Consider the following 25116-nt stretch of genomic DNA (forward strand, 5'->3'; position numbering starts at 1 on the left):
ATGAACCTCCCCTAACGGCTGCGGACGCCGGCGGCGCCGTACGCCGAAAAGCCGGATGACTATGCGCACCATGGCCGCACCACCGTCACCGGCGCGTCACCGGAGCCGTCCCCGGCCCAGAGTTTGGTGACGGTGCGTTGACGCTGACTGTGTAGGAGCTGTGACATGCAACCTGCACATAGTTGCCTATCCCCAGTTCAGAGCGGGTTTCATAGCAGTTACACACCGATCGAGATGTTGACGGTGCGTGACTGAATTGATAATCTCCGTCACGGTTAACCCGGTGGCCGTGACCCGACGCCGTGCCGCGGGACCAGCTACCCGACCCGTGGGGTCACGGGAAGCCGCGCCGGGAGACACCACCGAGGAACATTCCGCAGGGGGTCCGCCATGGCCGCTGGTCCGTCCATGCCGACCGCCGGGGACCGTCCGGGTACTCCGATCCGGCTGCACCTGCTGGGCGGGTTCCGGCTGTTGCACAGCGACGCCCCGGTGGTCGTACCGCGCGGGCTCCAACGCGTACTCGCGCTGGTCGGCCTGCGCCCCGGCACCACCCGCAGCCACCTCGCCGGGCTGCTCTGGCCAGACACCCCCGAGGAGCGCGCCCTCTCCTCACTCCGCACCGCCCTGTGGCGGTTACGGCAGGACCCCTACTGCCCGCTGCATACCAGTGGGGACACCCTCCGGCTCGGGCCCGCCGTCCAGGTTGACGTGGATGCCCTGGTCGGGATGGCCGCCCGGGTCCGGGACGGGGACGACCCGAACACCGCGGCGGCCGTACTCGCGAAGGGCCGCCACGACCTGCTGCCCGGCTGGTACGACGACTGGGTGTTGGCCGAGCGGGAGCGGCTACGCCAGCTGCGGCTACACATGCTCGAGGAGCTGGCCGACCACTATCTGGCAGCGGGCCGGCACGGTGAGGCGCTCGAAGCGGCGTTGGAAGCGCTGGCCTCCGAGCCGCTCCGCGAAACACCCCACCGCCTGGTGGTCCGCATCCACCTCGCCGAGGGCAACGCCTTCGAGGCGGTGCACGCGTTCTACGTCTACCGCGACCTGCTGCGCCGGGAGTTACGGCTGGAGCCGTCCGCCGCGATGACCGCCCTACTCGACGAGACGCTCCGGCCGATCCGGCAGGCCAGCCGTGACCCCCACGGACGTCGGCCGCCACCGACCCCCCGCGTCACCAGAACGGACATGGATGTGACGGGCAGGTGACAGGGGGCTCGGCAGCGTGGAGAACGGCACGCGCCCCGGACCGGCCGCACGGGGCACCACGGCGGAAGGAATCCCAAAATGAGCCGACTACTGATCGTCAGCAGGATCGTCCCCGGTGCGGAGGGACGGGTGGCACAGATCTTCGCCGAGTCCGACGCCACCGAGTTACCCAGCCTCACCGGCGTCCGGCACCGCTCCCTGTACTGCCTGCATGACCTGTGCATCCACCTGATGGAGACCGCCGACGTAGACCCGGACACCCTGGCCGGCGCCCGGAACCATCCGCTCTACCAACAGGTCAACGAGCGACTCTCCGCGCACACCTCCCCATACCTGCCGACCTGGCGCTCACCGCGCGACGCCATCGCCGGCTGCTTCTACCGTTGGGACTCCACGGCTGCCGCCGCGCCCCACGTGGCGGGCTGACGCACACGTGTCCCGCGACCAACCGCACGTTCTGATCATCGGGGCGGGGACCGGTGGGCTCTGCCTGGCGCAGGGACTGCGCCAGGCCGGCATCGCCGTGACCGTCTATGAGCGGTACCGCACCCGAGGCGATGGCCTACTCGGCTACCGGGTCGGCATCGGACCAACTGGCAGCCGGGCGCTGCGCGAGTGCCTGTCGTCCGAACTTTTCCACACCTACCTGGCCACCTGTGCGAAGTCCCCCCGCTACTTCAACGTCATCACCCAACGGCTCCGGCAGACCGCGTCCTTTCCGCTACGACCGGAGACCGACGGGGTGAACACCGAGCGATCCGTCGCCCGGATGACCCTGCGCCAGGTCCTGCTCACCGGGCTGGAGGACGTGGTCCACTTCGACAAGTCCCTCACCCACTTCGAGCAGCGCGATGACGGCACCGTCACCGCGTACTTCGCGGACGGGGACAGCGCCACCGGCAGCCTGCTGGTGGGCGCGGACGGCACCCACTCGGCGGTCCGGCGCCAGTATCTGCCGCACGCCGTCACCCGAAACGCGGGCACCATCAACATCGCCACCCGGATCCCGTTCACCGAGGAGGTACGGGCGCTGCTGCCGGAGCGGATCGAGAAGGGCATCTCGCTCATCTTCGGCAACGGTGGGGTGATGGGTGTCCTACATGTCATGGAGTTTCCGTGGGACCGCTCGGGCGCACTCAAGGACGGCCTCGATCCGGCCGATGTGGCGCTGTTGAACCGCTGGCCCGGCCGGGCGCACGACAGCACCCGCGACAACGTGAACCTGGTGGTCTGGAGTACCGCCCGGCGGTTCCCGCCGGACATCATGCGCCAACGCGGCGAGGAGCTGATCCGGACCGCGCTCGGCCTGACCCGCAACTGGCACCCGAACCTTCGCCAACTGCTGGACCTCGCCGACCCGGCCAGCGCCCTGCCGGTCAAGGTCTCCACCAGTGAGCCGGTGCCACCCTGGAAGAGCAGCACGGTCACCCTGCTCGGCGATGCCATCCACACGATGACGCCGGGGCGCGGGGTGGGCGCGAACACCGCCCTGCGGGATGCCGCCCTACTGACCCGGCAGTTGGGCCACACCGCCGCCGGGGAGAAGACGCTGTTGCAGGCGGTAGCCGACTACGAGGCAGCGATGCTGCCGTACGGCTTCGCGCGGGTGGCGGACTCGTTGAACCGCAGCGGCACCAGCGGCGACGACCCCATGTACAAACCGGTCGTCGGGCGGCTCGCCCTGCTCGGGGCCCGTGGTTACTTCGGCATCACCAGCCGGGTGCCGCGCCTCGCCCGTCGGTTTGTTGATGACTTCTACAGCTACCGGGGCGAGGAGGAGGACTGACCACAACGGCCGGACCCCAGCTCGGGGGTCCGGCCACGCCTCCCACCGACCCTTCCGGCGACGTTGAGTCGCGCCATGAACACCGTGGGTGTGATCCGATCCGGTTGCGCGCTGTGTTACCAGGCCATGCTGTCGTACCGCACCGGGAATGTGGCAAGCTGCGGCGAGCTTTCTCGACTAACTCGCTAATCGAAAAGGGGAGGTCTGCCGTGGCGTGGTCGGACTGGCCGTTGATTGTCGTGGCCCTGCTAGTGGGCGCCGCCGCCGGCTGGGCGGTCCGCGGCCGGCGTAGAGCCGCGCGGGGTGGTGGCACCACTGGGGATGGTACGCCGGCACCCACGACGAGGACCGTCGGAGGAGCGCCCGCCCCCACCGACCGCGACACCAACACCAACGCTCCCAGCGTGACCGAACCGGCTCCGACCTCGACTCCTACGGCGTCAGAGCCCACGCCGGAACCCACCTCAGCGCCGGAACCCACGTCGGCGTCAGCGCCAGAACCGGCGTCAGCGCCAGAACCGGCGTCAGCGCCAGAGCCGGCGTCAGCGCCGGAGCCGAGGTCGGCGCCAGAACCGGCGTCGGTGTCGGAGCAGGTCGACCTGGGGCCAGCGGCCCGGGAGCATGCCCCGGCGGCCGACCGCAGCCCGGCCGAGGAGACAGCCGACGCCGACCCGACGGCGCCCCCGGTGGTCGCCCCGCACCCGGCGGCGCCCGACGCCGAGCCGGTGGACCAGGCCCCGGTTGCCGCTGAGTCCGGACCGGAGCCGGACGCCAAGGACGACTTCCGTCGAATCCAGGGGGTCGGGCCGAAAATGGCCGCGGCGCTCCACGCCGCCGGCATCCGCACCTACCGGCAACTCGCCGAGTTGGACGAGCCGGCGCTGCGGGAGATGATTCGCGCCGCCGGCCTGCGTGGCGCGGCGAGCCTGCCGACCTGGCCACAGCAGGCGAAGGCGCTGGCCAAGGCGCCCGAGCCAGCGGGTGTGCTGCCGACCGAGAGCGGCTCGGGCACCTGACGTCGCGGGCCCCGGTCGACGGGTATCCGACCGCACCGGGGACGGCGCTGCCGTCCCCGGTGCGGTCGGATACCCCACCTGGTCGCGAGTGGTGTTACCGGAAGCAGTTCAGCACCGGGCCGGTGCTACCCAGACAGTTGGTCTGCTGGTTCTCCCCGACCACAGTCTGCGAGTCCAGCGTCGCCTGCGCCTTGTCCACCAGCAGGCCGCCCGCCGGCAGCGTTGACTGATTCCCGGTTACCTGACTGCGGTAGAGCGCGACCCGGCCCATGCTGACCGCGATCCCACCGCCGGTGGACTTCGCTTCGACGGCGCGGTTGCCCTGGACCGTGCTGCCCCGGACCAACAGGTTCGACTTGGCTGCGTGAATGCCACCGCCCGAGCCGTGTGCCGTGTTGCCCGCCACCACGCTGTCGTCCAGCGGCACGAGGCCCTGGGAGGTGGAGAGGCCGCCGCCGTTGCCGGTGGCGAGGTTGTCCCGGATCTCCATTCCGCGCAGGAAGATCAGCGCGTCCGAGTTCGCGATCCCGCCCCCGGTTCCCGCCTGGTTGCCGACGACGGTCGAGTCGGAGACGCGGGTACGGGCCGAGAAGCTGGCCAGCCCCCCACCCTGCGCCGCCGAGTTCTGCTCGAAGGTGCTCGTGTGCACCTCCGCCGCGGCCTGGTAGTTGCCCAGCCCGCCACCGTAGGCGGTGGCGCTGTTACCCGTGAAGGTCGATGAGTGCAGGGCCAACACCCCGTTGTTGAGCAGGCCCCCGCCCTTACCCGCCGCTCCGAGGGCGTGGTTGTTGATGAGCGTGCTGTCCCGGACGACCATGTTGCCGTCGTTGAACAGGGCTCCCCCGCCGCCCTCCGCCGAGGACGAGGTGTTGTTCATCGCCGTCACCTGCTCGATCAACGCCGATGCGCCATGCACCACGTGGACGGCGCCTCCCTCGGCGTCGGAGTGACCGCCGACGAGCCGGACGTTACGCAGAGTTAGCTCACCGGCGTCACGGACAGTGAAGAAGCGGAACACTTCGGCATCCTGCGCACGCTCGATCGTGGCCTGCTCACCTTCGATGGTGACCGGGTGGTAGATGACCGGCAGTCCCGCCTTGTCATCGGCCGGGTTACGCGGCGGCTTCTCGGCCGCACCCGGGTTCTCGGCCGCGTCCGCCGCCTCCCGCGCGTCCCGGATCCCGCCGTCGTACAGGTCGGGCTGCTGGAAGGCGTCGGTGAGCGTGTAGGTGCATCTCGGCGCGAGCCGCAGCACCCCGCCGCCCTCGGCGTTGACCCGGACCAACGCGGCGACCAGCTGGGCGCTGCCACAGGGCACCGGCGTCCCGAGGGACTCTCCGCCGACCTCACCGGCGGAGTCGCCCTGGGTCACGGAGGCGTTCTCGCTGCCGTACGGTCGCTCGTGAGCCGCGGCCGTGCCGGCCAACCCCGCCGCTCCGACGACCAGGCCACTGGCCACCAACCCGCCGGCGAGCAGCCGTCGGGGCCGGCGCCGGCCCCGCGGCGGTCGCTGGCTGTCGTGATACGTGGACATCGTGCTCTCCTGCCTTCCCCTCACACCTGAGCCGACCGGACGATTCCGGACGGTAGGGCACCGACCACGTGGTCGTCACCGAACGTCACGGTACGGACCCAAGAGGGGGCAGGCGCGCCAACGTGAATAAATCACCTCTTTACCTCACATTCTGGAAGACAGCGCCGATGGTTGGCATCGCCGGGCGTTCGCACCTCGCCGCTCCAATGACTCACTGGCAACCAGGACGGCACTACTACCCCGTTTAGGGAGATCTTCTCGTATTCATGCCTGTTTGGGAATTATGTCGGTTTAGCTCGAGGGGATTGCTACCGCCTACCTGGTAGTCGAGGAACAGCACCCGGCCCTACCACCCGGGTGACCTGCTGCTCGTCCGCGACGGGAAGGACACCGAGACCGCGATGAACCATTCGCACCACGACCACGACCACGACCACGACCACGAACCGAACCAGCCAGGTGGAGGCCGGACGAGGGGACGATGGTGGACCCTCGGGCTCGCCGGGGTGGCGGGCCTGGCCCTAACCGCCGCCGCCGCCACCCCGGCCGCCGACGCCGTCGGGCGCACTCCCACCGCCGGCGACCGGTCCTCCGCCGACGGGCATCGCGAGGCGGGTAGGGGCGACGGCAAGACAGGCAAGGAGGACAAAGCCAAGGGCACCCCCGTCCCCTGCAGCGCGGACAAACTCATCGCCGCGATCACCCTCGCCAACGCCCGCGGCGGCGGCATCCTCGACCTCGCCAAGGACTGCACCTACCTGCTCACCACCAACATCGATGGCAGCGGCCTTCCCACGATCACCACCCCAATCACCCTCAACGGCAGCAAGCACACCACCATCGAACGCTCCACCGCCGCCGATCAATTCAGAATCCTCAACGTCGACACCGGCGGCAAGCTCACCCTCAACAAATTGAAGATCACTGGCGGTGTCGCTGAGGAGGACGGCGGGGGCATCCTCGTCAACCAGGGCGGAGAGTTGACCGTCAAACACAGCACCATCACCCGCAACATCGCCGAGGACAACGGCGGCGGCATCGCCAACAACGGCACCACCAGGGTCAAGGGCTCCACATTCACCCTCAATCAAGCGGCGGCGGGTGGTGGCATCCAGAGCAACGGCCACCTCAGTGTGACCGAAACAGAGATCAGCATCAACGCCGCCACGGATGTCGGTGGCGGCATTGACGTACGCGAGGACGGCACCGCACTGGTGCACAAGAGCGTGGTGAACGACAACATGGCGGAAGAGGCCGGCGGACTGAGCGTCGACTCCGGAATCCTCCGGCTCACCCACTCGGAAGTCGTCGGCAACTCCGGCGTCGATGACGGTGGCGGAATCACCCTCGGCGAGGCGCAGGCCACGCTACAGCAGGTGAAAATCGTAAAGAACACCTCCTTCCAGGGCTCGGGAATAGCTATCTTCTCCGATTCCACGCTCGTGGCCGAAAAGACTCTGATCAAGAACAACATCTCCCTTGGGGAGGGTGGCGGAATACACAACGATGGCCAGGTCGTGCTGCGCAAGAACGAAATCGTCAGCAATCTTGCGGAGGAGGCGGGTGGCGGAATCTTCAACGACAGCGACGGCACCATCAGTCTGTTCACCACCAAGGTCATCAAAAACATCTCCGGCGAGGACGGTGGCGGAATCTTCAACGAAGTCGGCGGCACGGTGAACCTCAACACCGCCACCGGCACCGTGGTGGCTAAGAACCGGCCGAACAACTGCTCCGGAGACGTGCCCGACTGCGCCGGGTAGCAGTAGCCGAACACCTCGGACCCGAGGGGTTTCGCTCCCGCCGCCTGGTGGTGGGGACGGAACCCCTCGGCCGCGCCGCCGCCCCGGCCGGCTCAGTCCCCGTTCAGGACCCGGCTACGACCACGGAACTCGGCGATCACCACACCGTCGGCTCGGGTGACCGTGACGTCGTAGATCCCGCTGCGGCCGTAGCGGAGGCGTTCGGCGGCGTGGGCGAGCAGCAGATCCCCCTCGCGCGCCGGTCGCACGAAGATGATGTCACCGCCGGCCGCTACCGTCACCGGTCCGTGGCTGTTACCGGCCAATGCGAACGCGGTGTCGGCGAGCAGGAACAGATAGCCGCCGTGGGCGATGCCGTGACCGTTGACCATCGCCCCGGTCACCCTCATCCGGGCCACCGCCGCCCCCGCCGCCGCCTCCACCAGCTCGATACCGAGCGCACGCGAGGCGACATCGGCAGCGAACATGTCGTACGCGGCGTTGCGCCGCTGCGGGTCCGGAGCCGGATGGTCCGGGTGTGGCGGACGATCCGACATCGCCGCTCTCCTCACTGCGCCGGACGGACAGTTCGTCGATCTTGCCACCGTACGCCACCGCCGCGGGTCCGGCTCCACCCGCCGCCCGAGCGCACCCCGCTACCGCATGGCCGTGCTGCCCCGCCGTTAGGGTGGGCTCGGTCAACGGCGGGATGGATGGGGGGTACGGGTGTCCGGACCGGAGCAGCGACGCGTTGACCCCGACGTCGATCTGGCCGTGCCCGCCGATCGAGCCGAGCTGGCCGTCCACCCGGCCGCGGTGCTCGCCGCCGTCTCCGCCGGCGGTGTGCTGGGCGCGCTGGCCCGCGCCGGCCTCTCGGCCGCGCTGCCACCCGGTCCCACGGGCTTCCCGTGGCCGACGTTCACGGTCAACCTGAGCGGATGTCTGCTGATCGGCGTGCTGATGGCGGTGCTCGCCAAGCGGGCCAACCCACCGGTGCTGGCCCGGCCGTTTCTCGGGGTCGGGGTGCTCGGTGGCTACACCACCTTCGCCACCCACGCCGTGGAGGCACGGCAGCTGGCCGCCGACGGCGCGGTGCCGACCGCCCTGACCTACCTCGTGGCGACCCTGGTCGGCGCACTGCTCGCCGTCTGGGTCGGATACACGGCCACCGACCGGCTCACGCCGTCGGGCGGCGGGACCGGGGCGGGACAGCGGGCGGTGCGCGGATGACCGTGCTGCTCGTCGCGCTCGGCGCGGCCGTCGGGGCGCCGCTGCGCTACCTCGCCGACCGAGCGGTACAGGACCGCTTCGGTGCCCGCTTCCCCTGGGGCACGTTGACCGTCAATGTGGCCGGCTCGCTGCTGCTCGGGTTCCTGCTGGGACTCCCGCTCCCGCCGGCGGCCGGCGTGCTGCTCGGCACCGGGCTCTGCGGCGCCCTCACCACCTACTCGACGGCCAGCTACGAAACCCTGCGCCTGGCCACCGCCGGTCGGTTTCGTCCAGCGGTGGCCAACGCGGTACTCGGCGTCGCCGCCGCGGTGGCCGCGGCGACGCTCGGCCACCTCGCGGCGACCGCCCTGCCCTGGCCGTGAGCCGGGCCCGCCGCGCTTCCCACCACCGGAGTGGGTCACCTGCGCGGCGGACGACATCCGGGAGTCAGCTCACCGGCCCGACGTGGCCAGAGCGGGCTCCGCGGCGAACGCCGCGACCGGGCCGACCACGAAGACCGCCGGGGGACACACCCCCGCCCGAGCCGTCACCGCAGCGATCTCATCCAGGCGCGCCGGCAACGAGCGCTGCCCCGGGTGGCCGGCGTCCTGTACGGCGAGGGCAGGGGTGTCCGGGGCACGCCCGTGCGCCATCAGCTCCGCGGCGACGGCGCCGATCGTCTCGACCCCCATCAGCACCACCAGGGTGCCCCGGGCCCGGCCCAGCGCCGCCCAGTCGACCAGCGAGTCCGGATGCCCCGGCGGCAGGTGCCCGGAGACGACGGTGAACTCGTGCGCCGTCCCGCGATGGGTGACCGGCACCCCGGCCAGGGCCGCCGCGGCCACCGCGCTGGTCACCCCCGGCACCACGGTCACCGGGACCCCGGCCGCCGCGCAGGCCAACACCTCCTCGTGCCCGCGTCCGAAGACGTACGGGTCGCCGCCCTTGAGCCGGACCACCCGCCGCCCGGCGCGGGCGTGCCGGACCAGTGCGGTGTTGATGGCGTCCTGCCCGACGGACGGCCCCCGGGGTGACTTCGCCGCGTCCACCACCTGCACCCCTGGGCGTAGTCCGGCGAGCAGATCCTGCGGGGCGAGCCGGTCCACCACCACCACGTCGGCGACTGCCAGCAACGCCCGACCCCGGACCGTGATCAGGTCTGCCGGGCCCGGTCCGCCGCCGACGATCGCCACCGCACCCGGCCGCAGCACGGGCTCGGGGTGCTGGTGCTGGTGCTGGTGACCGTGCCCGCCCACCGGGTCGTCCGGGTGGTCGTGCGGGGTCTGCGGCCGACCCACCTTGTCGACGAAGCCCGGCATCGACACCCGGTACGCACAGGTGTCGCAATTCATCCGGATGTCGCCCCGCACCGCCTCGGCGTGGCGTTCCAGCACCAGGTCGGCGAGGGCGTCGCAGTCACCGATCAGGTCCGCCACCCGCAGGTCCAGCCCGGGATGCGCCGCGGCGTACTCCTGGGACTGGGCCCGAATGCGATCCGGTAGCACCCCGGCGAACAGGAAGTACGGGGCGACGATGATCCGCCGCGCCCCCAGCCGGCGCAGCCGATCCAGGACCGCCGGCACGGACGGCTCGGCGAGCGAGATGAAGCCCGGCTCAACGCCCGCGTAGCCCCGGCCCTCCCACAACAACCGGGCCACCTTGGCAACCTCGGCGTTCGCGTCCGGATCGGTGGAGCCACGCCCGATCAACGCCACCCACGTGTCGGCCCGCTCGGCGCCGGCCAGCGCGGCGTCGATCCGCTCCTGGAGAGCCGTGTGCAGCAACGGGTGCGGGCCCAGCGGTCGGCCGTAGGCATAGGACAGGCCCGGGTGGCGCTGCTGTTCCCGGGCCAGCGCCGCCGGGATGTCGCCCTTGCCGTGCCCGGCCGCGGTCAACACCAGTGGCAGCGCCACCAGCGCCCGGTGCCCCCGGCCGGCGAGCGCGCCGACCGCGTCGGTCAGGGGCGGACGGGACAGCTCGATGAAGCCGCCCTCGACGTCGCCGACCGTACCGCCGGCCCGGGTGCGGACCCGTTCGACCAGCGCGGCGAACTGCGCCACCCCCTCGGCGCTGCGGGTGCCGTGCCCGACGATGACCAGTGCGGTCACTCTTCCCCCTCCACATAGAGCAGGGCGTTGAGGGCGGCGGCGGCCACCGCCGACCCGCCCTTCTCGCCCCGGTTCGAGATTCCCGGCAGACCGCTGACTCGGAGCGCGGCCTTCGACTCTGCGGCGCCGACGAAGCCCACCGGCAGGCCGACCACCAGGGCCGGCCGGGCATCCAGGGCGAGCAGTTCGGTCAGCGCGGTGGGCGCGCAGCCGACCACCCACACCGCACCGGGACCCACCCGGTCCAGGGCGATCCGCACCGCGGCGGCCGAACGGGTGATCCCGGCCTGCCGGGCCAGCGCGGCGGTGCCCGCCTCGGCGACCGGGCAGACCGTCGCCCGGCCGGTGATCCCGGCGGCAACCATCGCCACATCGGCCACGACCGGCGCGCCGGACCGGAGTGCGGCCAGCCCACCGGCCAGCGCGGTCTCGGCACAGACCAGATCCGTCACGTAGCTCAGGTCCGCGCTGGCGTGTACCACGCGCTCGGTGACCGCGCGGGTCAGCGGCGCCAGGTGCCGAAGGTCCACCCGCTCCCGCAGAATCCGGTACGACTCGACCTCGATCGGATGCACCGGCCGGCTCACCCGTCCTCCCGCACCGCTGCGGCGTGGTCCGGGGTGATGCACATCGACTCCTCCTGTCGCGGGCCGGTGGTGCGGATGGCACCAACCGGGCAGATCTCCAGACACTCCAGGCAACCGGTGCAACGGTCGGCCCGGATGACGAGCCCGCCGGGCACTGGCCGGATGGCGTGCGTGGGGCAGGTCAGCAGGCAGGCCCCGCAGCCCTGGCAGGCGTCGACCCGCACCGGAGCGGGGCCGGTCACGTCCGCCACCGGTAGCCGCGCGGGGTGACCATCCGGCCGGCGACCCGGCGCGTCTGGCTACTGCCCACGACCACGACGCTGTACATGTCGACGGTCGCCGGGTCGAGAGTCGCCAGGGTGGCCAGGTGCACCCGCTGCCCGGCTCGGCTGGCGTTGCGGACCACACCGGCGGGTGTATCCGGCGGTCGGTGCGCCGCGAGGAGCCGCAGCGCCGCCGGCAACTGCCAGTCCCGGTTCCGGCTGCGCGGGTTGTAGAGCACCGCGACGAAGTCCCCCTGCGCCGCGGCGGTAACCCGACGGGCGATCACCTCCCACGGGGTGTGCAGGTCGGAGAGGCTCAGGTAGGCGTGGTCGTGCCCCAGCGGCGCCCCGAGCAGGGCCGCCGCCGCGAGGGCGGCGGTCACCCCGGGCACGCCGACGACATCGACCCGCTCGTCGGCGTACTCCAGGGCGGGGCTCGCCATCGCGTACACCCCGGCGTCGCCGGATCCGACCAGGGCGACGGCCTGGCCGGCGGTGGCCGCGGCGACGGCGGACCGGGCCCGCTCCTCCTCGGCGCCGAGCCCGCTGGCGAGCACCCGGGTCCCCGGGCGCAACAGGTCGCGGATCTGGTCCAGGTACTGGTCCAAACCGATCACGACGGCGGCCCGCCGTAACTCGGTCACCGCCCGGGGGGTACGCAGTTCGGCCGCACCGGGTCCGAGGCCGACCAGGGCGAGCCGGCCGCGCGGCGCATGCCGGGCGACCGCGACGGTCGCCATCGCGGTCGCGGTCTTGGGCACCAGCAGTTCGGCGTCCCCACCGCGCAACGCCGCGGCCTCCGCGACACTCGGCGTGCCGACCACGGCGCGAACCACCTCGCTGGGGTTGGGCACCGCAACCGCCGCCAACTCCGCGGCGGACCACGTTGTCAGGGGTATCCGCAGCGCGGCGGCGGTGCTGCGGATACCGTCCTCATCGGCCTTGATGTCGGCGCTGGCCAGACAGCGCAGGCTCGCCGCGCTGAGGCCCGCGGCGGCGAGCACCCGATCCAGCAGGGCACGCACCTCCGCGGCGGGCACGCCGCGGCTCGCCCCGACCCCGGCGACCAGGGAGGGGGGCCGGAGCACGGCGGTCCGCCCATCCACGGGCACGATCCGGTCGGTGACCAGCACCCGATAGCCCACCCCGGGAGCACCGGCGGGGCCGGCCGGGGCGACCTGGACGTTGGTTGGCAGTGCCGGCAGTGGCCAGGGCGCGTCGGCGACCACCGTGACCGGCTCGCCGTCCAGGATCGCCCGGCTCACCGCGGCGACCGCCCCCTCGACCGGCCAGCCGAGGGTGTCCAGGCCGGGCAGGTCGACCGCGTCGGTGGCGGTGGTGACCACCGGTGCCGCGTCGAGTAGCGCCCCGACCTCGGCCGCGAGGACGTTGGCACCGCCGGCGTGCCCGCCGAGCAGGGCCACCGCGTGCCGGGCCGCCTCGTCCACCGTCACCACCGCCGGATCGCTGCGCTTGTCGTCGAGCAGCGGCGCCAGGAGGCGGACCACCGCCCCGGTGGCCAGGAAGGCGACGATCTGGTCGCACTCCGACCAGGCGGCGCGGAGTCCGGCGGCGGCGCTCTCCGCCTCCAGCAGCCGGGCCTGCGGCCAGGCATCGGCGAGGACCCGGGCGTGCCGGCGTCCCGCCGCGGTGACCGCGACCAGCCCGATCCGGCCCGACCGCGCCTCGGTGCAATCAACGTGTTTCACAGGAGCTCCCCGGTGAGGACGACCACCGGATTGGTGGCCGCGAGACGGATCGACCCGCCGGGCAGGTCGGCGAGGCGGGCGGCGGAGAGTTGGACACCGTTGACGGTGTAGCCGGCGACGCGCAGCACGTCCCGGGCCGGGGCGACCCGGTCCAGCGCGGCGAGCGCGACGAGCACCCGCGCCGGTCGGCGGGCCGCCACCGCGGCGAGCACCCCGGTGCCGCCCCCGCCGACGAAGACCGCGTCAGCGTCGGGGAGCCCGGCCAGGGCGGCCGGGGCGGCACCGGGAACCACCCGTACGTCCACGCCGTGCCGAGCGGCGTTGTCGTACACCAGGTCCACGGCCGCCGGGTCCCGCTCCACCGCGACGACCGCCGCGCCGAGCAGGGCACACTCGATGCCCACCGAGCCGCTGCCGGCACCCACGTCCCACACCAGCCGGCCGAGCCGGGGCCGCAGCCCGGCCACGACCAACGCCCGTACCTCCGCCTTGGTGATCATCGAATCGCGGTGCCGGTACGCCCCCTCGGGCAGCGCCCACCCGGCGGCCGGGGCGGCGGCCGGTTGGTTGTCCACCCGGGCCGCTCCGCCCGGTCCGGGACCGAGGCTCAGCAGCACATGCGGATCAGTCCAGCTACCAGCCGCCGCCTCCGCCGGGGTCGTCCAGGTGATCCGTTCGGCGTCGGTACCGAGGTGCTCGGCCACCACCAGCCGACGGGACCAGCCCGCCAGGCCGGCACCGAGCTCCGCGGCCCCCGCACCCGGCGCGGTGAGCACCGCGACCCGGGGCAGCGCCCGGCAGGCGTTGAGCGCCGATCGGGCGTCCCGGCCGTGGGCGCTGACCACGGCCGCGCCGTCCCAGGAGAGCCCGGCCCGGGCGAACGCGGCAGCGACACTGGACACCGCCGGTAACACCCGCACCGGCAGCCCGGCCGCCCGCAGCCGCCGCACGATCCCGAAGCAACCCGGATCACCGCTGGCGAGAACGACGGCCGGGACGCCGGTGGCAACCGCGGCGGTCAGCCGTTCCAGGGCCGGCGGCAACGGACCGAGCACAACCGTCTCCGCGCCGGCCGGCACCGCCGCGGCCGCCAGGTGCCGGGCCGCACCGACCACGAGCCCCGCCCGCACCAGCTCGGCGGCGAGGGCGGGGTGCGCCGGGTTACCGGCGGCGTCCACACCGGCCACCGTCACCACCGTCGTTCCAGTTCCAGTTCCAGCTCCAGTTCCAGTTCCAGTTCCAGCTCCGGCACCGGCACCGGCACCGGCACCAGCACCAGCACCAGCGACGACGGAGTCACCGGCGCCGTCGGCACCGGCCTCCCGTCGATCCGCCCCCGGCGTACCGGTCACCGGGCCCACCGCCCGCTGGCGGCCACGCATCGCCGCCCGGAGAAGTCCACCATCGCCACGTCGACGGCGACGGCGTCCCCGGCGAAGCGTCGCAGCACCGCGCGGACCCGACCGCAGAGCACCGCACCGGCAGGGCCGAGCAGGCCGGCGGCCTCCCACAACTCGTACGCGTGCCGACCGGTGTTGGCCGCGGTGACGGCAGCGGCCAGGTCAGCGGTGCCGCCCGCCTCGATGGTCACCCCGCCGAGGAGCGACAGATCCACCCTGGAGCGGGTGTAGTGGGTCATCAGCACCCCGGCGGCGAGCTTGGCCAGCTTGCCGGCCATGCCGACGAAGGCCACCCCGGACAGACCGTGGGTGACGGCGGCGGTGACCGCCGCGCCGGTGAAGTCACCCACCTCCACAAAGCAGACCTCGGGCAGCTCCGGCAGCAGCGCTCGGGCGGCCCGCTCGGTCCGCCCACCCGTACACAGCACCACCGTCGACTCTCCCTGCGCGGCCGCCACCTGTACGGCCTGCACGACGCTGGCCCGCCAGGACGCGGTGGAGAAGGGTCTGACCACGCCGGTCGTACCGAGGATGGAGATGCCGCCGAGGATGCCGAGCCGGCGGTTCGTGGTCTTCCGAGCCATGATCTCGCCTCGCGGGACGCTGATCACCACCCGGACGCCGAGGACGGCCAGGTCGACCAGCTCGGCGACCGCCGCACCGATCATCTGGCGTGGGGTGTCGTTGATCGCCGGCCCGCCGACCGGCAGTCCCAGCCCCGGCTTGGTCACCGTGCCCACCCCGGACCCACCCGCCAGGGCCAGTCCGGGGACCTGCCGCCAGCCGACCGTGGCGGTCAGCTCGGCGCCGTGGGTGACGTCCGGGTCGTCGCCGGCGTCCTTGACCACCACCGCCTCGGCGCCAGCAGCCGTACGGTCGCAGCGGGCCACCGGGAAGCACACCCGCCGCCCGGCCGGCAGTCCGATCTCGACCTCCTCCGGCGACACCCCGGTGACCAGGGCGGTCAGCGCGGCCTTCGTCGCGGCCGTCGCGCAGGCGCCGGTGGTCCAGCCGGTGCGCAGCGCCACGGGTCGGACCTTCGCGGTACGCGGCAGGTCCGGCTCGCGCAACGGCGGCGGGTCGTAGGCCATCAGGTCGGCCGATCCGCCCGGGTGGTGGCCTCCCGGCGAAGGGCGGCCCGCGCGGCTGGCTCCGCCCGCCGGTGACCGTGGAAGTGCCCCGGATGGTAGAGATGCGAACGGGTACCGGCGGCCGCCAGCGCCGGCCCGACCAGGATGAGGGTGTGCTTCCAGAGCCGGTGTTCCTTGACCGTCGCCGCGAGGGTGCCGACGGTACAGTGCGCCACCAGTTCGTCCGGCCAGGTCACCTGATACGCCACGACCGCCGGGGTGTCGGCCGGGTAACCCCCGGCGAGCAGTTCGGCCTGCACCTGACCGGAGCGGGCGGCGGAGAGGAACAACGCCATGGTGGTGCCGTGCCGGGCGAAATCGCGGACCCGCTCCCCCGGCGGCATCGGCGTCTTCCCACCCTCCAGGCGGGTGAGGATCACCGACTGCGCGACCTCGGGAACGGTCAGCTCCCGACCGATCCGGGCGGCGACCGCGGAAAACGAGGAGACCCCCGGCACGATCTCCACGGCCAACCCGAGCGCCCGACACAGGTCGAGCTGCTCCTGCACCGCGCCCCACAGCACCGGGTCGCCCGAGTGGATCCGGGCCACGGTCAACCCGTCGGCGGCGGCCCGCCGATACAGGGGGAGCACCCCCTCCATCGGCAACCGCGACGAGTCGACGATCTCGGCGTCCGATCGGGCGTGGGCCAGGACGTCGGCGTGAACCAGACTGGCCGCCCAGACCACCACGTCGGCAGCGGCGATCACCCGGGCCGCGCGCAGGGTCAGCAGATCTGCCGCGCCGGGTCCCGCACCCACGAACCAGACGGTGCCGCTCACAGTTTCCCCCCTCGGCGGTCCCGGCGGGCCGGGACCAGCAGTGTCGACAGGTACGGCGGGTCGTCGCCGGCCTCGGCAGCCGGGCCGACGCGGTCGCCGGCCAGGCCCAGCCCGCTGCCCAGCACCGCATTGGTGAGCCGGCCCTGTCGGCGCAGCTCGGCCAGCAACTCCGGGTGCCGCCGCCACCCCTTGTAGGCGACGACCGTGCCCGGCCCGGCGACCGCGTCGGCGAAGAGCGCCAGCCCGGCGGTGGCCGGCAGCAGGGTCAGCGGCTCTCGCCCCTCGCAGAGTGGAACTCCGCTTCTGGCGGCGAGTTCCTGCATGGCCGTGATGCCGGGGACGGTGCGCACGACGACCGCCGGACGCAATTCGCGGAGGGTCTGCGCCAGATAGCCGAAGGTGGAGTAGACGTTGGGGTCGCCGATGGTGGCGAAGGCCAGGGCCCGGGCCCCGTCGTCAACGGCGGTGGCGACCGCCTGCGCGGCGGCGTTCCACGCGCTCTCCCGCCGTCGGGTCACCCCGCCCCGGTCGTCCAGGGCGAACGGCAGCCGGCGCAGCCGCTCCGGCGGGAGGTACGGGGCGATCGTGGTCTCGGCCCGGCCGGGGGCCGCGGCGCCCGCCGGCCGGTCCAGCACGGGTACGAAGACCACGTCAGCCTCGCGCAGCACCCGCACCGCGCGCACGGTGAGTAGCTCGGGGTCGCCGGGGCCCACCCCGACCCCGGTCAGCGTCGCGGTCATCGGGCCGCCGCCGCTACCAGCCGCTGGGCTGCTCGGGGCTGGCCGGCCCAGTGGGTGTGCAGGTACGAGGCGTGGATCCGGCCGGCGACGAAGCCGTGCGCGGCCCCGTCCCAGCGCCACGCCGGCCGCGCACCGTGACCGGGATCGGTGCCGGTGCGGTGGAACTCGTGCCCACGGACCAGCTCACCGGCGGTGTGCGGCACCGAGTCGGCAGCGGCGACAGCCGACCGGTAGCCGAGGGTGAGCCGTCCGGTCATTCGGGCGGTCAGGTCGAGTCGGCCGCACATCGGCACCCCGTCCAGTTCGCGTCCCAGGTAGAGCAGACCCGCGCACTCGGCCACCACCGGCCCGTCGAAGGCGGCCAGATCGGCGCGCAGCCCGGTGTTGGCGGCGAGCGCCTCCACGTACACCTCGGGAAAGCCCCCGCCGACAACCACGGCCCGGGTACCGGCGGGCAGCGCCCCATCTCGCAGTGGATCGAACGGCACCACGGTGGCACCGGCGGCCGTGAGCAGCTCGGTCGTCTCGGCGTAGCCGAAGGTGAAGGCCGGGCCACCGGCGACGGCGACCACCGGCCGGTCGGACCCGGCCGCCCCGCCGACCGCGGCGGCCGGGTCCCAGGGCGGCGCGGTCAGTGGCGGCGCGCTTCGGGCCAACTCCAGCACCGCGTCGAGGTCCACGGTGGCTCCCACCAGGTCCGCCAACGCGTCAACCACGGCGACCGACTCGGCGGCCCGCTCCGCGACCGGCACCAGGCCGAGGTGGCGGGCGGGGGCGGCGACCTCGACGGCCCGGGTGACCGCGCCCAGCACCGGTACGCCGACCTCGGCCAGGGCCTCGCGCAGCAACGACTCGTGCCGGGGCGAGCCGACCCGGTTGAGCACCACCCCGCCGATTCGCACCGCCGGGTCGAAGGCGCCCATTCCGAGGGCCAGGGCGGCGGCGCTGCGCCCCTGGGCGGTGGTGTCGAGCACCAGCAGCACGGGCGCGGCGACGAGCCGGGCGACGTGGGCGGTGGAGGCGTACCCGCGGTGGCCGACCGCACCGTCGTGCAGCCCCATCACCCCCTCGATCACCGCGATGTCGGCGGGGCGGGGCACGGCCGCGCCGTGCCGCAGCAGACCGGCGATCCGCTCCTCCCCCACCAGCCACGGGTCGAGGTTGCGGCCGGGCCGGCCGGCGGCGAGGGCGTGGTAGCCGGGGTCGATGTAGTCCGGGCCGACCTTGTGTGGACTGACCGGGTGGCCTCGGCGGCGCAGCGCGGCGAGCAGCCCGGTGGCGATCGTGGTCTTGCCGTGGCCGCTGGCCGGTGCGGCGACCACGACCCGCGGCAGGGCCCAGGGGACGCTCACCATTCGATGCCCTTCTGGCCCTTCTGGCCGGCGTCCATCGGATGCTTCACCTTGGTCAGCTCGGCGACCAGGTCGGCGGCGGCCACCAGGCGCGGGTCGGCGTCCCGACCAGTGATGACGACGTGCTGAAAGCCGGTTCGGGTGGTGAGGGTGTCGACCACCTCGGCGACGTCCACCCAGCCCCACTTCATCGGGTAGGTGAACTCGTCGAGCACGTAGAGGCCGTACCGCTGGGCGGTCAGGTCGCGCTGGATCTGCCGCCACCCCTCGCGGGCGTCGGCGGCGTGGTCGGCCGTACCGTCGCGCTGGATCCAGGACCAGCCCTCACCCATCTTGTGCCAGCTCACCGGGGCGCCCCGACCGGTCTGCTCGTGTACCTCGCCGAGGGCGCGGAACGCGCTCTCCTCGCCCACCCGCCACTTGGCGCTCTTGACGAACTGGAACACCCCGATCGGCAGTCCCGCGGTCCAGGCCCGCAGCGCGAGGCCGAAGGCGGCGGTGGACTTCCCCTTCATCGATCCGGTGTGGACGATCAGCAACGGGCGGTTCCGCCGCTGCCGGGTCGTGAGCCCGTCGGCTGGCACGTGGGTCGGTTTACCCTGCGGCATCAGCGCACGCTCCGCTCCGCGGCGAAGCCGGCGGTCGCCAACGCCGCCAACGGGGCGGTCGTCACGGTGGGCAGGGGGTGGTGGGCGGCGGCCAACTGGGTGGCCAGGCGGCGGGCCAGGGCGAGGCGGACGGGGCCGGACTCGCAGTCCACGACGACACAGGGGGCGCCGGTCGCGCGCAGCACCGCCGCCGCCCGCGCCGCGCGGGGTAACGGGTCGGCGCCGGCGGTGGCCCGACCGTCGGTCAGGACCAGGGTCAACGGTTGCCGGCGGGGGTCCCGCAACCGCTCCACCCGCAGCAGCTCGGCGGCGGCGAGCAGGCCCTCCGCGAGCGGGGTACGCCCACCGGTGGGCAGCTCGGCCAGCCGGGTGGAGGCGGCGAGCACCGAGGCGGTGGCGGGCAGCAGGACCTGCGCGCCAGCACCGCGGAAGGCGACCACCGCCACCTTGTCCCGACGCTGGTAGGCGTCGGTGAGCAGGGCGAGCACCGCGCCCTTGACGGCACTCATCCGCTGCCGGGCGCCCATCGAACCGCTGGCGTCCACCACGAAGAGCACCAGGTTGCCCGCCCGCCCCTCCCGGACGGCCTCCCGCACGTCGGCCGGGCGGATCCGCAGCGGTCCGCGGGCCCGTCCCCGGGCGACCCGGTGCCCGGCGGCGGTCCGGATCGTCGCCGGCAGATGCAGCGCACCGGGACGCCCGGCCGGTACCCGGGCGCCGGTGGTGCGACCCCGCCCGGTCCGTGCCCGCGACCGCCGGCCCGGCACCCCCTCCCCGATAACGGGCGCGGTGAACAGCCGCGCCCGGAGCCCCAGCTGCGGCGCGGCCACCGGGTACGGGACCCCACTCGGGTACGCGTCCCGGCTCGGGTGCGCGGGCCCGGGGGCACCGTCCTCGGGGACCGCGGCTCGGTCCGGACCGGACCGATCAGCCGCGGGGCCGGTGCTGCCGTCGGGGTGGATGTCTGCCGTGGAACCGGTGTCCGGCTCGGGTCCGGTGTCGCCAGCCGGGCCGCCCGTATCCCCGGGACCGGTGCCCCCGCCCGGACCGCCGTCGGGACCGGCGTCATCCCCCGGACCGCGGCCGGGACCGGCGCCGTCGTCCGGGTCGTCGGGATGCTCCTCCTGTGCCCGGTTCAGCGCCTCGTCCAGGCGTTGTTCGTCCAGTCCCGGCGGGTCGAACGGATCCCGGCGGCGACGGTGCGGCAGGGCGAGTCGGGCGGCAACCCGCACGTCTTCCGCGCTCACCCGGTCCCGGCGCTGCCAGGCGGCGTGTGCCACGGCGGTCCGGGCGGTGACGATGTCGGCCCGCATCCCGTCCACGTCGAACGCCGCGCAGACCTCGGCGATCTGCCGCAGGGCCGCGTCGGTCAACACCACCCGGTCCAGCCGGGCGCGGGCCTCGGCCACCCGCCCGGCGACCGCCGCGTCCTCCCCCGCCCAGCGGGCGGCGAAGCCGGCCGGGTCCGCGTCGGCGTCGAGCCGGCGCCGCACCACCTCCACCCGGACGGCCGGGTCACGGCTGGCGGTCACCTCCACGGTCAGCCCGAACCGGTCGAGAAACTGTGGACGCAGCTCCCCCTCCTCCGGATTCATCGTGCCGACCAGCAGGAACCGGGCCGCGTGGCGGACCGACACCCCCTCCCGCTCGACGTGGCAGCGCCCCATCGCGGCGGCGTCCAACAGCAGGTCGACCAGATGGTCGTGGAGCAGGTTCACCTCGTCGACATAGAGCACCCCCCGGTGGGCGGCGGCGAGCAGGCCGGGCTCGTAGGCGCGGACCCCGTCGGCGAGCACCCGCTCCAGGTCGAGCGAGCCGACCACCCGGTCCTCGGCGGCGCCGACCGGCAGTTCGACCAACGCGGCTGGGCGACGTTCGGTCGCCGACGCCGCCGGGTGGGGCCCGTCCGGGCAGCCGGGGTCGGGCGTCTGCGGATCGCAGGCGAACCGGCAGCCGGCGACCCGGACCACCGGCGGCAGCAGGGCGGCGAGGGCGCGCACCGCGGTCGACTTGGCGGTGCCCTTCTCGCCCCGTACCAGCACCCCGCCGATGGCCGGGTTGACCGCGTTCAGCAGCAGCGCCAGGCGCATGTCGGCCATGCCGAGTACAGCCGAGAAAGGGTAGTTCGCCACGGCCGCCTCCGGGCGCGGCCGCCGTGCAACCCGCAGGCCCGGTTCACTCGTCGTGCTCATCCGCGCTCCTCCAGATCGCCCTCGCTGGCCAGATACGTCTCCCGGAGCCGGTCCAGGGTGCTCGGCTCCGGCTTTGCCCACAGCCCCCGGTCGGCGGCCTCAAGCAGCCGTTCGGTCATGCCCCGCAACGCCCACGGGTTGGACCGCTCCAGGAACTCCCGGGTCTCGGCGTCGAACAGGTACGCCTCGGCGAGCCGCTCGTACATCCAGTCGTCGACCACGCCCGCGGTGGCGTCGTAGCCGAACAGGTAGTCGACGGTGGCCGCCAGCTCGAAGGCGCCCTTGTAGCCGTGCCGGCGCATCGCCGCGATCCACCTCGGGTTGACCACCCGGGCCCGGAACACCCGGCGGGTCTCCTCGCTGAGGGTGCGGGTCCGCACGTCGTGCGGCATCGCCGAGTCGCCGACGTACGCGGCCGGTGCGGCGCCGGTGAGGTGCCGGACCATCGCCACCATCCCGCCGTGGTACTGGAAGTAGTCGTCGGAGTCGACGATGTCGTGCTCCCGGGTGTCCTGGTTCTTCACCGCCACGGCGATCCGCGCGAAGGCGCGTTCCATGTCGGTGCGGGCCTCCCGGCCGTCCAGCCCCCTCCCGTACGCGTAGCCGCCCCACACCGCGTACACCTCGGCCAGGTCGGCGTCGCTGCGCCAGTTCCGGGCGTCGATCAGCGGAAGCAGCCCGGCCCCGTAGGCGCCCGGCTTCGATCCGAAGATCCGCGCGGTGGCCCGGCGCTCGTCGCCGTGCCCGGCCAGGTCCTCGGCCACGTGCGCCCGGAGGTGGTTGTCCGCGGCTGACTCGTCCAGCGCGGCCACCTGTCGTACCGCGTCGTCCATGAGCGCCACCACGTGCGGAAAGGCGTCCCGGAAGAAGCCGGAGATGCGGACGGTCACATCGATGCGGGGGCGTCCCAACTCGGCCAGGGGCACCACCTCGACCCCGGTCACCCGTCGGGACCGGTCGTCCCAGGTGGGTCGACAGCCGAGTAACGCGAGCACCTCGGCGATGTCGTCGCCCTGCGTGCGCATGGCGCTGGTACCCCACACGGTGAGCCCGACCGAGCGCGGGTACGTCCCGGTGTCGGCGAGGTGCCGGGCCAGCAGCGAGTCGGCCAGGGCCACGCCGACGTCCCAGGCGTTGCGGCTCGGGATCGCCTTCGGGTCGACCGAGTAGAAGTTGCGACCGGTGGGCAGCACGTTGACCAGGCCCCGGGTGGGTGACCCGGACGGGCCGGGCGGCACGAACCGCCCGTTGAGGGCGGCGAGGGTGTGCGCCAGCTCGTCGGTGGTGCGCTCCAGCCGCGGCACCAGTTCGGTGGCGCCGAAGCGCAGCACCGCGGCGGCTGCCGGAATCGCCCGGCCGGTGACCTCGACGACGACCTCCTCCACCCGGTCGGGGGGCCAGCCGAGCGTCTCCATCCCGAGGGCGAGGCGCCGGGCCAGACCCTCGATCAGGTCGACGGCGTCGGCGGCGGTGCCGGCCGGCCCACCGGCCGCGTCGGTCAGCGCGGCCGGCACCCGCACCCGGGCTCCGGGCGCGGCGAGCAACGCGGACTCGTCCAGGCCGTAGCTGGCGGCGAGGGCCTGCCGCAGGCCGGGCAGGGCCCGGGTCCCGCCCCACACCTGTGGGGCGCGCAGCACGGCGAGCACCAGGTTGACCCGCGCCTCGCCGCCAGGTGCTTCGGCCAGCACGTGCAGGCCGTCGCGGATCTGCACGTCCTTGACCTCGCAGAGGTAGCCGTCGAGGTGCAACACGAAGTCGTCGAAGTCGTCGGCGGCCGGCATCTCCGACTGGTGCAGGTCGTGGTGCAGCTCCGCGGTGCGCACCAGCTCCCAGATCTGTCCCCGGACGACGGGCACCTTCGCCGGGTCGAGCGCCTGCACGGTGGCGTACTCGTCGAGTAGCTGCTCCAGCTTCGCCAGGTCCCCGTACGTCTCGGCGCGGGCCATCGGCGGCACCAGGTGGTCGACGACGACCGCGTGCGCGCGGCGCTTGGCCTGCGTCCCCTCCCCCGGGTCGTTGACGATGAACGGGTACACCAGCGGCAGGTCGCCGAGGACCGCGTCCGGAGCGCAGTCGGCGGCCAGCCCGAGGCCCTTGCCCGGCAGCCACTCCAGGGTGCCGTGCTTGCCCAGGTGCACCACGGCGTCCGCGCCGAAGCCGCCCGCCGTGGCGGGGGCGGCCAGCCACCGGTACGCGGCCAGGTAGTGGTGACTCGGGGGCAGGTCCGGGTCGTGGTAGATGGCGATCGGGTTCTCCCCGAAGCCGCGGGGCGGCTGGATCAGCAGGACCACGTTGCCGAACCGCAGGCCGGCCAGGACGAGGCCACCGCCGTCGGTGTACAGCTCGCCCGGCGGCTCCCCCCAGTGGCGGACCATGTCTGCGCGCAGTTGCGCCGGCACCTGGTCGAACCACCGCCGGTACGTCTCCTGCGGTACCCGTGCGCTGGCGGTGGCGAGCTGCTCGGGGGTGAGCCACTCGACGTCGTGGCCGCCGGCGGCGATGAGGGCGTGGATGAGGGCGTCCCCGTCGTCCGGTAGGGGCGCCGCGCCGAGGTCGTAGCCGGCGGCGGCGAGCGCGGCGAGCAGCCGCACCGCGCTGGCCGGGGTGTCCAGGCCGACGGCGTTGCCGACCCGGGAGTGCTTCGTCGGGTACGAGCTGAGCACCACCGCCACCCGCTTGCCGGCGTTCGGCAGGTGCCACAGCCGGGCGTGCCGGACGGCGATTCCGGCCACCCGGGCGGCGCGCTCCGGGTCCGGCGCGTAGACCGACAGCCCGTCCGCGTCGAGCTGTTTGAACGAGAACGGCACGGTGACGATCCGCCCGTCGAACTCCGGGATCGCCACCTGCATCGCCGCGTCCAACGGGGACAACCCGGCGTCGCTGTCGGCCCACTGCTCCCGCGTGCTGGTGAGACAGAGCGCCTGGATGACCGGCAGGTCGAGGGCGGCCAGCGCGCCCACGTCCCAGGCGTCCTCGTCGCCACCGCCGGCCGCGTCGGTGGCCACGGTGCCCCCGGCGGCGAGTACGGTGACCAGCAGCGCGTCGCAGCGGGCGAAGAGTTCCAGTGGGCCCGCGCCGGCGGTCAGCCCGCGCAGCGAGCCGCAGAAGATCGGCGCCGCGTTTCCTCCCGCGGCCTCCACGGCGTCGGCGAGCGTGTCCACGAAGGCGGTGTTGCCGGCGAGCGCGTGCGCCCGGTAGAAGACGATTCCGACGGTCGGCCGGTCCGGGCTGGTCGACCGGGCACCGTGCATCCCGTACGCCGGGGTCGGTGCGGGGGGCGCGAACCCCGCGCCGGTGAGCAGCACCGTGTCGGAGAGGAACCGGGCCAGCTGCGCCAGGTTCTCCGGTCCCCCTTCGACCAGGTAGGACAGGGCCTGGGTGGTGACACCGGCGGGCACGGTGGAGGCGGCGGTCAGCTCGGCGTCGGGGACGCTCTCCCCGCCCAGCACCACCGTCGGCACGTTCGCGGCGAGGACCGCGGCCAGTCCGTCCGGCCATGCGGCCCGACCGCCGAGCAGGCGTACGACGGCCAGGTCCACGCCGTCGAGCAGTTCCGGGACGCCGTCGACGGCCACGCGGTTCGGGTTGGCCAGGCGATAGTCGGCCCCGCTGGCCCGCGCGGCGAGCAGGTCGGTGTCGGCGGTGGAGAGCAGCAGAATGCGCACAGCAAACTCCGGAGAGTGACGCCCACGTTGTGGCGCGGGCGATCAGTGAAGCGGGAGGTGATTCGGCTTCGCGGGCAC

Annotated in this window: 21 protein-coding genes; 7 read left to right on the forward strand and 14 right to left on the reverse strand. The window is 73.5% G+C overall.

Annotated elements, in window-relative coordinates; translation table 11 throughout:
• The first annotated feature begins 390 nt into the window (after positions 1-390).
• The 4 genes from H0524_RS05345 to H0524_RS05360 all read left to right on the forward strand — a co-directional run bounded on the left by H0524_RS05345 (position 391) and on the right by H0524_RS05360 (position 4017).
• Positions 391-1215, forward strand: a complete 825-nt coding sequence (locus H0524_RS05345; RefSeq protein WP_180197654.1) for a BTAD domain-containing putative transcriptional regulator — start codon at positions 391-393, stop codon at positions 1213-1215.
• A 78-nt stretch (positions 1216-1293) separates the two neighbouring features.
• Entirely contained in the window at positions 1294-1641 is a 348-nt protein-coding gene (locus tag H0524_RS05350; RefSeq protein WP_018724771.1) for a TcmI family type II polyketide cyclase, read from the forward strand.
• A 7-nt stretch (positions 1642-1648) separates the two neighbouring features.
• Positions 1649-3001, forward strand: coding sequence for an FAD-dependent monooxygenase (locus H0524_RS05355; RefSeq protein ID WP_180197655.1), 1353 nt, complete (start codon positions 1649-1651; stop codon positions 2999-3001).
• A 209-nt stretch (positions 3002-3210) separates the two neighbouring features.
• On the forward strand, positions 3211-4017 hold the full coding sequence (locus H0524_RS05360; RefSeq protein ID WP_180197656.1) for a helix-hairpin-helix domain-containing protein: 807 nt from the start codon (positions 3211-3213) through the stop codon (positions 4015-4017).
• 94 nt (positions 4018-4111) lie between these two features.
• Here H0524_RS05360 and H0524_RS05365 read toward each other — a convergent pair whose 3' ends face one another.
• A complete protein-coding gene (locus tag H0524_RS05365; RefSeq protein WP_180197657.1) occupies positions 4112-5551 on the reverse strand; it encodes a hypothetical protein in 1440 nt (479 codons plus the stop codon).
• A gap of 401 nt (positions 5552-5952) precedes the next feature.
• On the opposite strand from H0524_RS05365, the gene H0524_RS05370 reads away from it, so the two are divergent.
• Positions 5953-7314, forward strand: coding sequence for a right-handed parallel beta-helix repeat-containing protein (locus H0524_RS05370; RefSeq protein ID WP_180197658.1), 1362 nt, complete (start codon positions 5953-5955; stop codon positions 7312-7314).
• Positions 7315-7406: 92 nt separating this feature from the next.
• Here the strand turns inward: H0524_RS05370 and paaI are convergent, their stop codons facing one another.
• Positions 7407-7850, reverse strand: a complete 444-nt coding sequence (paaI, locus tag H0524_RS05375; RefSeq protein WP_018724766.1) for a hydroxyphenylacetyl-CoA thioesterase PaaI — start codon at positions 7848-7850, stop codon at positions 7407-7409.
• A gap of 169 nt (positions 7851-8019) precedes the next feature.
• On the opposite strand from paaI, the gene crcB (H0524_RS05380) reads away from it, so the two are divergent.
• The gene (crcB, locus tag H0524_RS05380) at positions 8020-8523 is read left to right on the forward strand and encodes a fluoride efflux transporter CrcB (RefSeq protein WP_180197659.1); all 504 of its coding nucleotides are present in this window, start codon (positions 8020-8022) and stop codon (positions 8521-8523) included.
• The gene (gene crcB / locus H0524_RS05385; RefSeq protein WP_180197660.1) at positions 8520-8885 is read left to right on the forward strand and encodes a fluoride efflux transporter CrcB; all 366 of its coding nucleotides are present in this window, start codon (positions 8520-8522) and stop codon (positions 8883-8885) included. The genes crcB (H0524_RS05380) and crcB (H0524_RS05385) overlap by 4 nt, the downstream gene beginning before the upstream one ends.
• 69 nt (positions 8886-8954) lie before the next feature.
• Here crcB (H0524_RS05385) and cobA read toward each other — a convergent pair whose 3' ends face one another.
• Genes cobA through cobN form a run of 12 tightly spaced genes read right to left on the reverse strand, consistent with a single transcriptional unit; the run spans position 8955 to position 25038 of the window.
• Complete coding sequence (cobA, locus tag H0524_RS05390; RefSeq protein WP_180197661.1) at positions 8955-10610, reverse strand: uroporphyrinogen-III C-methyltransferase; 1656 nt, start codon at positions 10608-10610, stop codon at positions 8955-8957.
• The gene (locus tag H0524_RS05395; RefSeq protein ID WP_180197662.1) at positions 10607-11197 is read right to left on the reverse strand and encodes a precorrin-8X methylmutase; all 591 of its coding nucleotides are present in this window, start codon (positions 11195-11197) and stop codon (positions 10607-10609) included. The genes cobA and H0524_RS05395 overlap by 4 nt, the downstream gene beginning before the upstream one ends.
• A complete protein-coding gene (locus H0524_RS05400) occupies positions 11194-11448 on the reverse strand; it encodes a 4Fe-4S dicluster domain-containing protein (RefSeq protein ID WP_018724761.1) in 255 nt (84 codons plus the stop codon). Before H0524_RS05400 ends, H0524_RS05395 begins: the two co-directional genes overlap by 4 nt.
• The gene (gene cobJ, locus H0524_RS05405; RefSeq protein ID WP_180197663.1) at positions 11436-13169 is read right to left on the reverse strand and encodes a precorrin-3B C(17)-methyltransferase; all 1734 of its coding nucleotides are present in this window, start codon (positions 13167-13169) and stop codon (positions 11436-11438) included. Before cobJ ends, H0524_RS05400 begins: the two co-directional genes overlap by 13 nt.
• Positions 13166-14551 carry a precorrin-6y C5,15-methyltransferase (decarboxylating) subunit CbiE gene (gene cbiE / locus H0524_RS05410; RefSeq protein WP_180197664.1) on the reverse strand — a complete coding sequence of 462 codons (1386 nt, stop codon included), beginning with the start codon at positions 14549-14551 and terminating at the stop codon, positions 13166-13168. Before cbiE ends, cobJ begins: the two co-directional genes overlap by 4 nt.
• A complete protein-coding gene (locus H0524_RS05415; protein ID WP_180197665.1) occupies positions 14518-15660 on the reverse strand; it encodes a cobalt-precorrin-5B (C(1))-methyltransferase in 1143 nt (380 codons plus the stop codon). Before H0524_RS05415 ends, cbiE begins: the two co-directional genes overlap by 34 nt.
• Positions 15660-16481, reverse strand: coding sequence for a precorrin-4 C(11)-methyltransferase (gene cobM / locus H0524_RS05420; RefSeq protein WP_180197666.1), 822 nt, complete (start codon positions 16479-16481; stop codon positions 15660-15662). Before cobM ends, H0524_RS05415 begins: the two co-directional genes overlap by 1 nt.
• Entirely contained in the window at positions 16478-17221 is a 744-nt protein-coding gene (gene cobI / locus H0524_RS05425) for a precorrin-2 C(20)-methyltransferase (RefSeq protein WP_180197667.1), read from the reverse strand. Before cobI ends, cobM begins: the two co-directional genes overlap by 4 nt.
• Entirely contained in the window at positions 17218-18576 is a 1359-nt protein-coding gene (locus H0524_RS05430) for a cobyrinate a,c-diamide synthase (RefSeq protein ID WP_180197668.1), read from the reverse strand. Before H0524_RS05430 ends, cobI begins: the two co-directional genes overlap by 4 nt.
• On the reverse strand, positions 18570-19181 hold the full coding sequence (cobO, locus tag H0524_RS05435; protein ID WP_180197669.1) for a cob(I)yrinic acid a,c-diamide adenosyltransferase: 612 nt from the start codon (positions 19179-19181) through the stop codon (positions 18570-18572). Before cobO ends, H0524_RS05430 begins: the two co-directional genes overlap by 7 nt.
• On the reverse strand, positions 19181-21373 hold the full coding sequence (locus H0524_RS05440) for a VWA domain-containing protein (RefSeq protein WP_180197670.1): 2193 nt from the start codon (positions 21371-21373) through the stop codon (positions 19181-19183). The genes cobO and H0524_RS05440 overlap by 1 nt, the downstream gene beginning before the upstream one ends.
• Positions 21370-25038 carry a cobaltochelatase subunit CobN gene (cobN, locus tag H0524_RS05445; protein WP_180197671.1) on the reverse strand — a complete coding sequence of 1223 codons (3669 nt, stop codon included), beginning with the start codon at positions 25036-25038 and terminating at the stop codon, positions 21370-21372. Before cobN ends, H0524_RS05440 begins: the two co-directional genes overlap by 4 nt.
• Positions 25039-25116 lie beyond the last annotated feature (78 nt).

The sequence above is a fragment of the Salinispora sp. H7-4 genome, assembly GCF_013416675.1.
In the GTDB taxonomy this organism is placed as follows: domain Bacteria; phylum Actinomycetota; class Actinomycetes; order Mycobacteriales; family Micromonosporaceae; genus Micromonospora; species Micromonospora vitiensis.

Excerpts from the sequence above, each read along its gene's own strand:
- H0524_RS05430 (WP_180197668.1), bottom strand. The coding sequence starts at position 18,576 with ATGGTGAGCGTCCCCTGGGCCCTGCCGCGGGTCGTGGTCGCCGCACCG.
- cobO (WP_180197669.1), bottom strand. The coding sequence starts at position 19,181 with ATGCCGCAGGGTAAACCGACCCACGTGCCAGCCGACGGGCTCACGACC.
- H0524_RS05415 (WP_180197665.1), bottom strand. The coding sequence starts at position 15,660 with ATGGCCTACGACCCGCCGCCGTTGCGCGAGCCGGACCTGCCGCGTACC.
- paaI (WP_018724766.1), bottom strand. The coding sequence starts at position 7,850 with ATGTCGGATCGTCCGCCACACCCGGACCATCCGGCTCCGGACCCGCAG.
- crcB (WP_180197660.1), top strand. The coding sequence starts at position 8,520 with ATGACCGTGCTGCTCGTCGCGCTCGGCGCGGCCGTCGGGGCGCCGCTG.
- H0524_RS05350 (WP_018724771.1), top strand. The coding sequence starts at position 1,294 with ATGAGCCGACTACTGATCGTCAGCAGGATCGTCCCCGGTGCGGAGGGA.
- H0524_RS05370 (WP_180197658.1), top strand. The coding sequence starts at position 5,953 with ATGAACCATTCGCACCACGACCACGACCACGACCACGACCACGAACCG.
- H0524_RS05365 (WP_180197657.1), bottom strand. The coding sequence starts at position 5,551 with ATGTCCACGTATCACGACAGCCAGCGACCGCCGCGGGGCCGGCGCCGG.
- H0524_RS05440 (WP_180197670.1), bottom strand. The coding sequence starts at position 21,373 with ATGAGCACGACGAGTGAACCGGGCCTGCGGGTTGCACGGCGGCCGCGC.
- cobI (WP_180197667.1), bottom strand. The coding sequence starts at position 17,221 with ATGACCGCGACGCTGACCGGGGTCGGGGTGGGCCCCGGCGACCCCGAG.
- H0524_RS05345 (WP_180197654.1), top strand. The coding sequence starts at position 391 with ATGGCCGCTGGTCCGTCCATGCCGACCGCCGGGGACCGTCCGGGTACT.
- cbiE (WP_180197664.1), bottom strand. The coding sequence starts at position 14,551 with ATGCGTGGCCGCCAGCGGGCGGTGGGCCCGGTGACCGGTACGCCGGGG.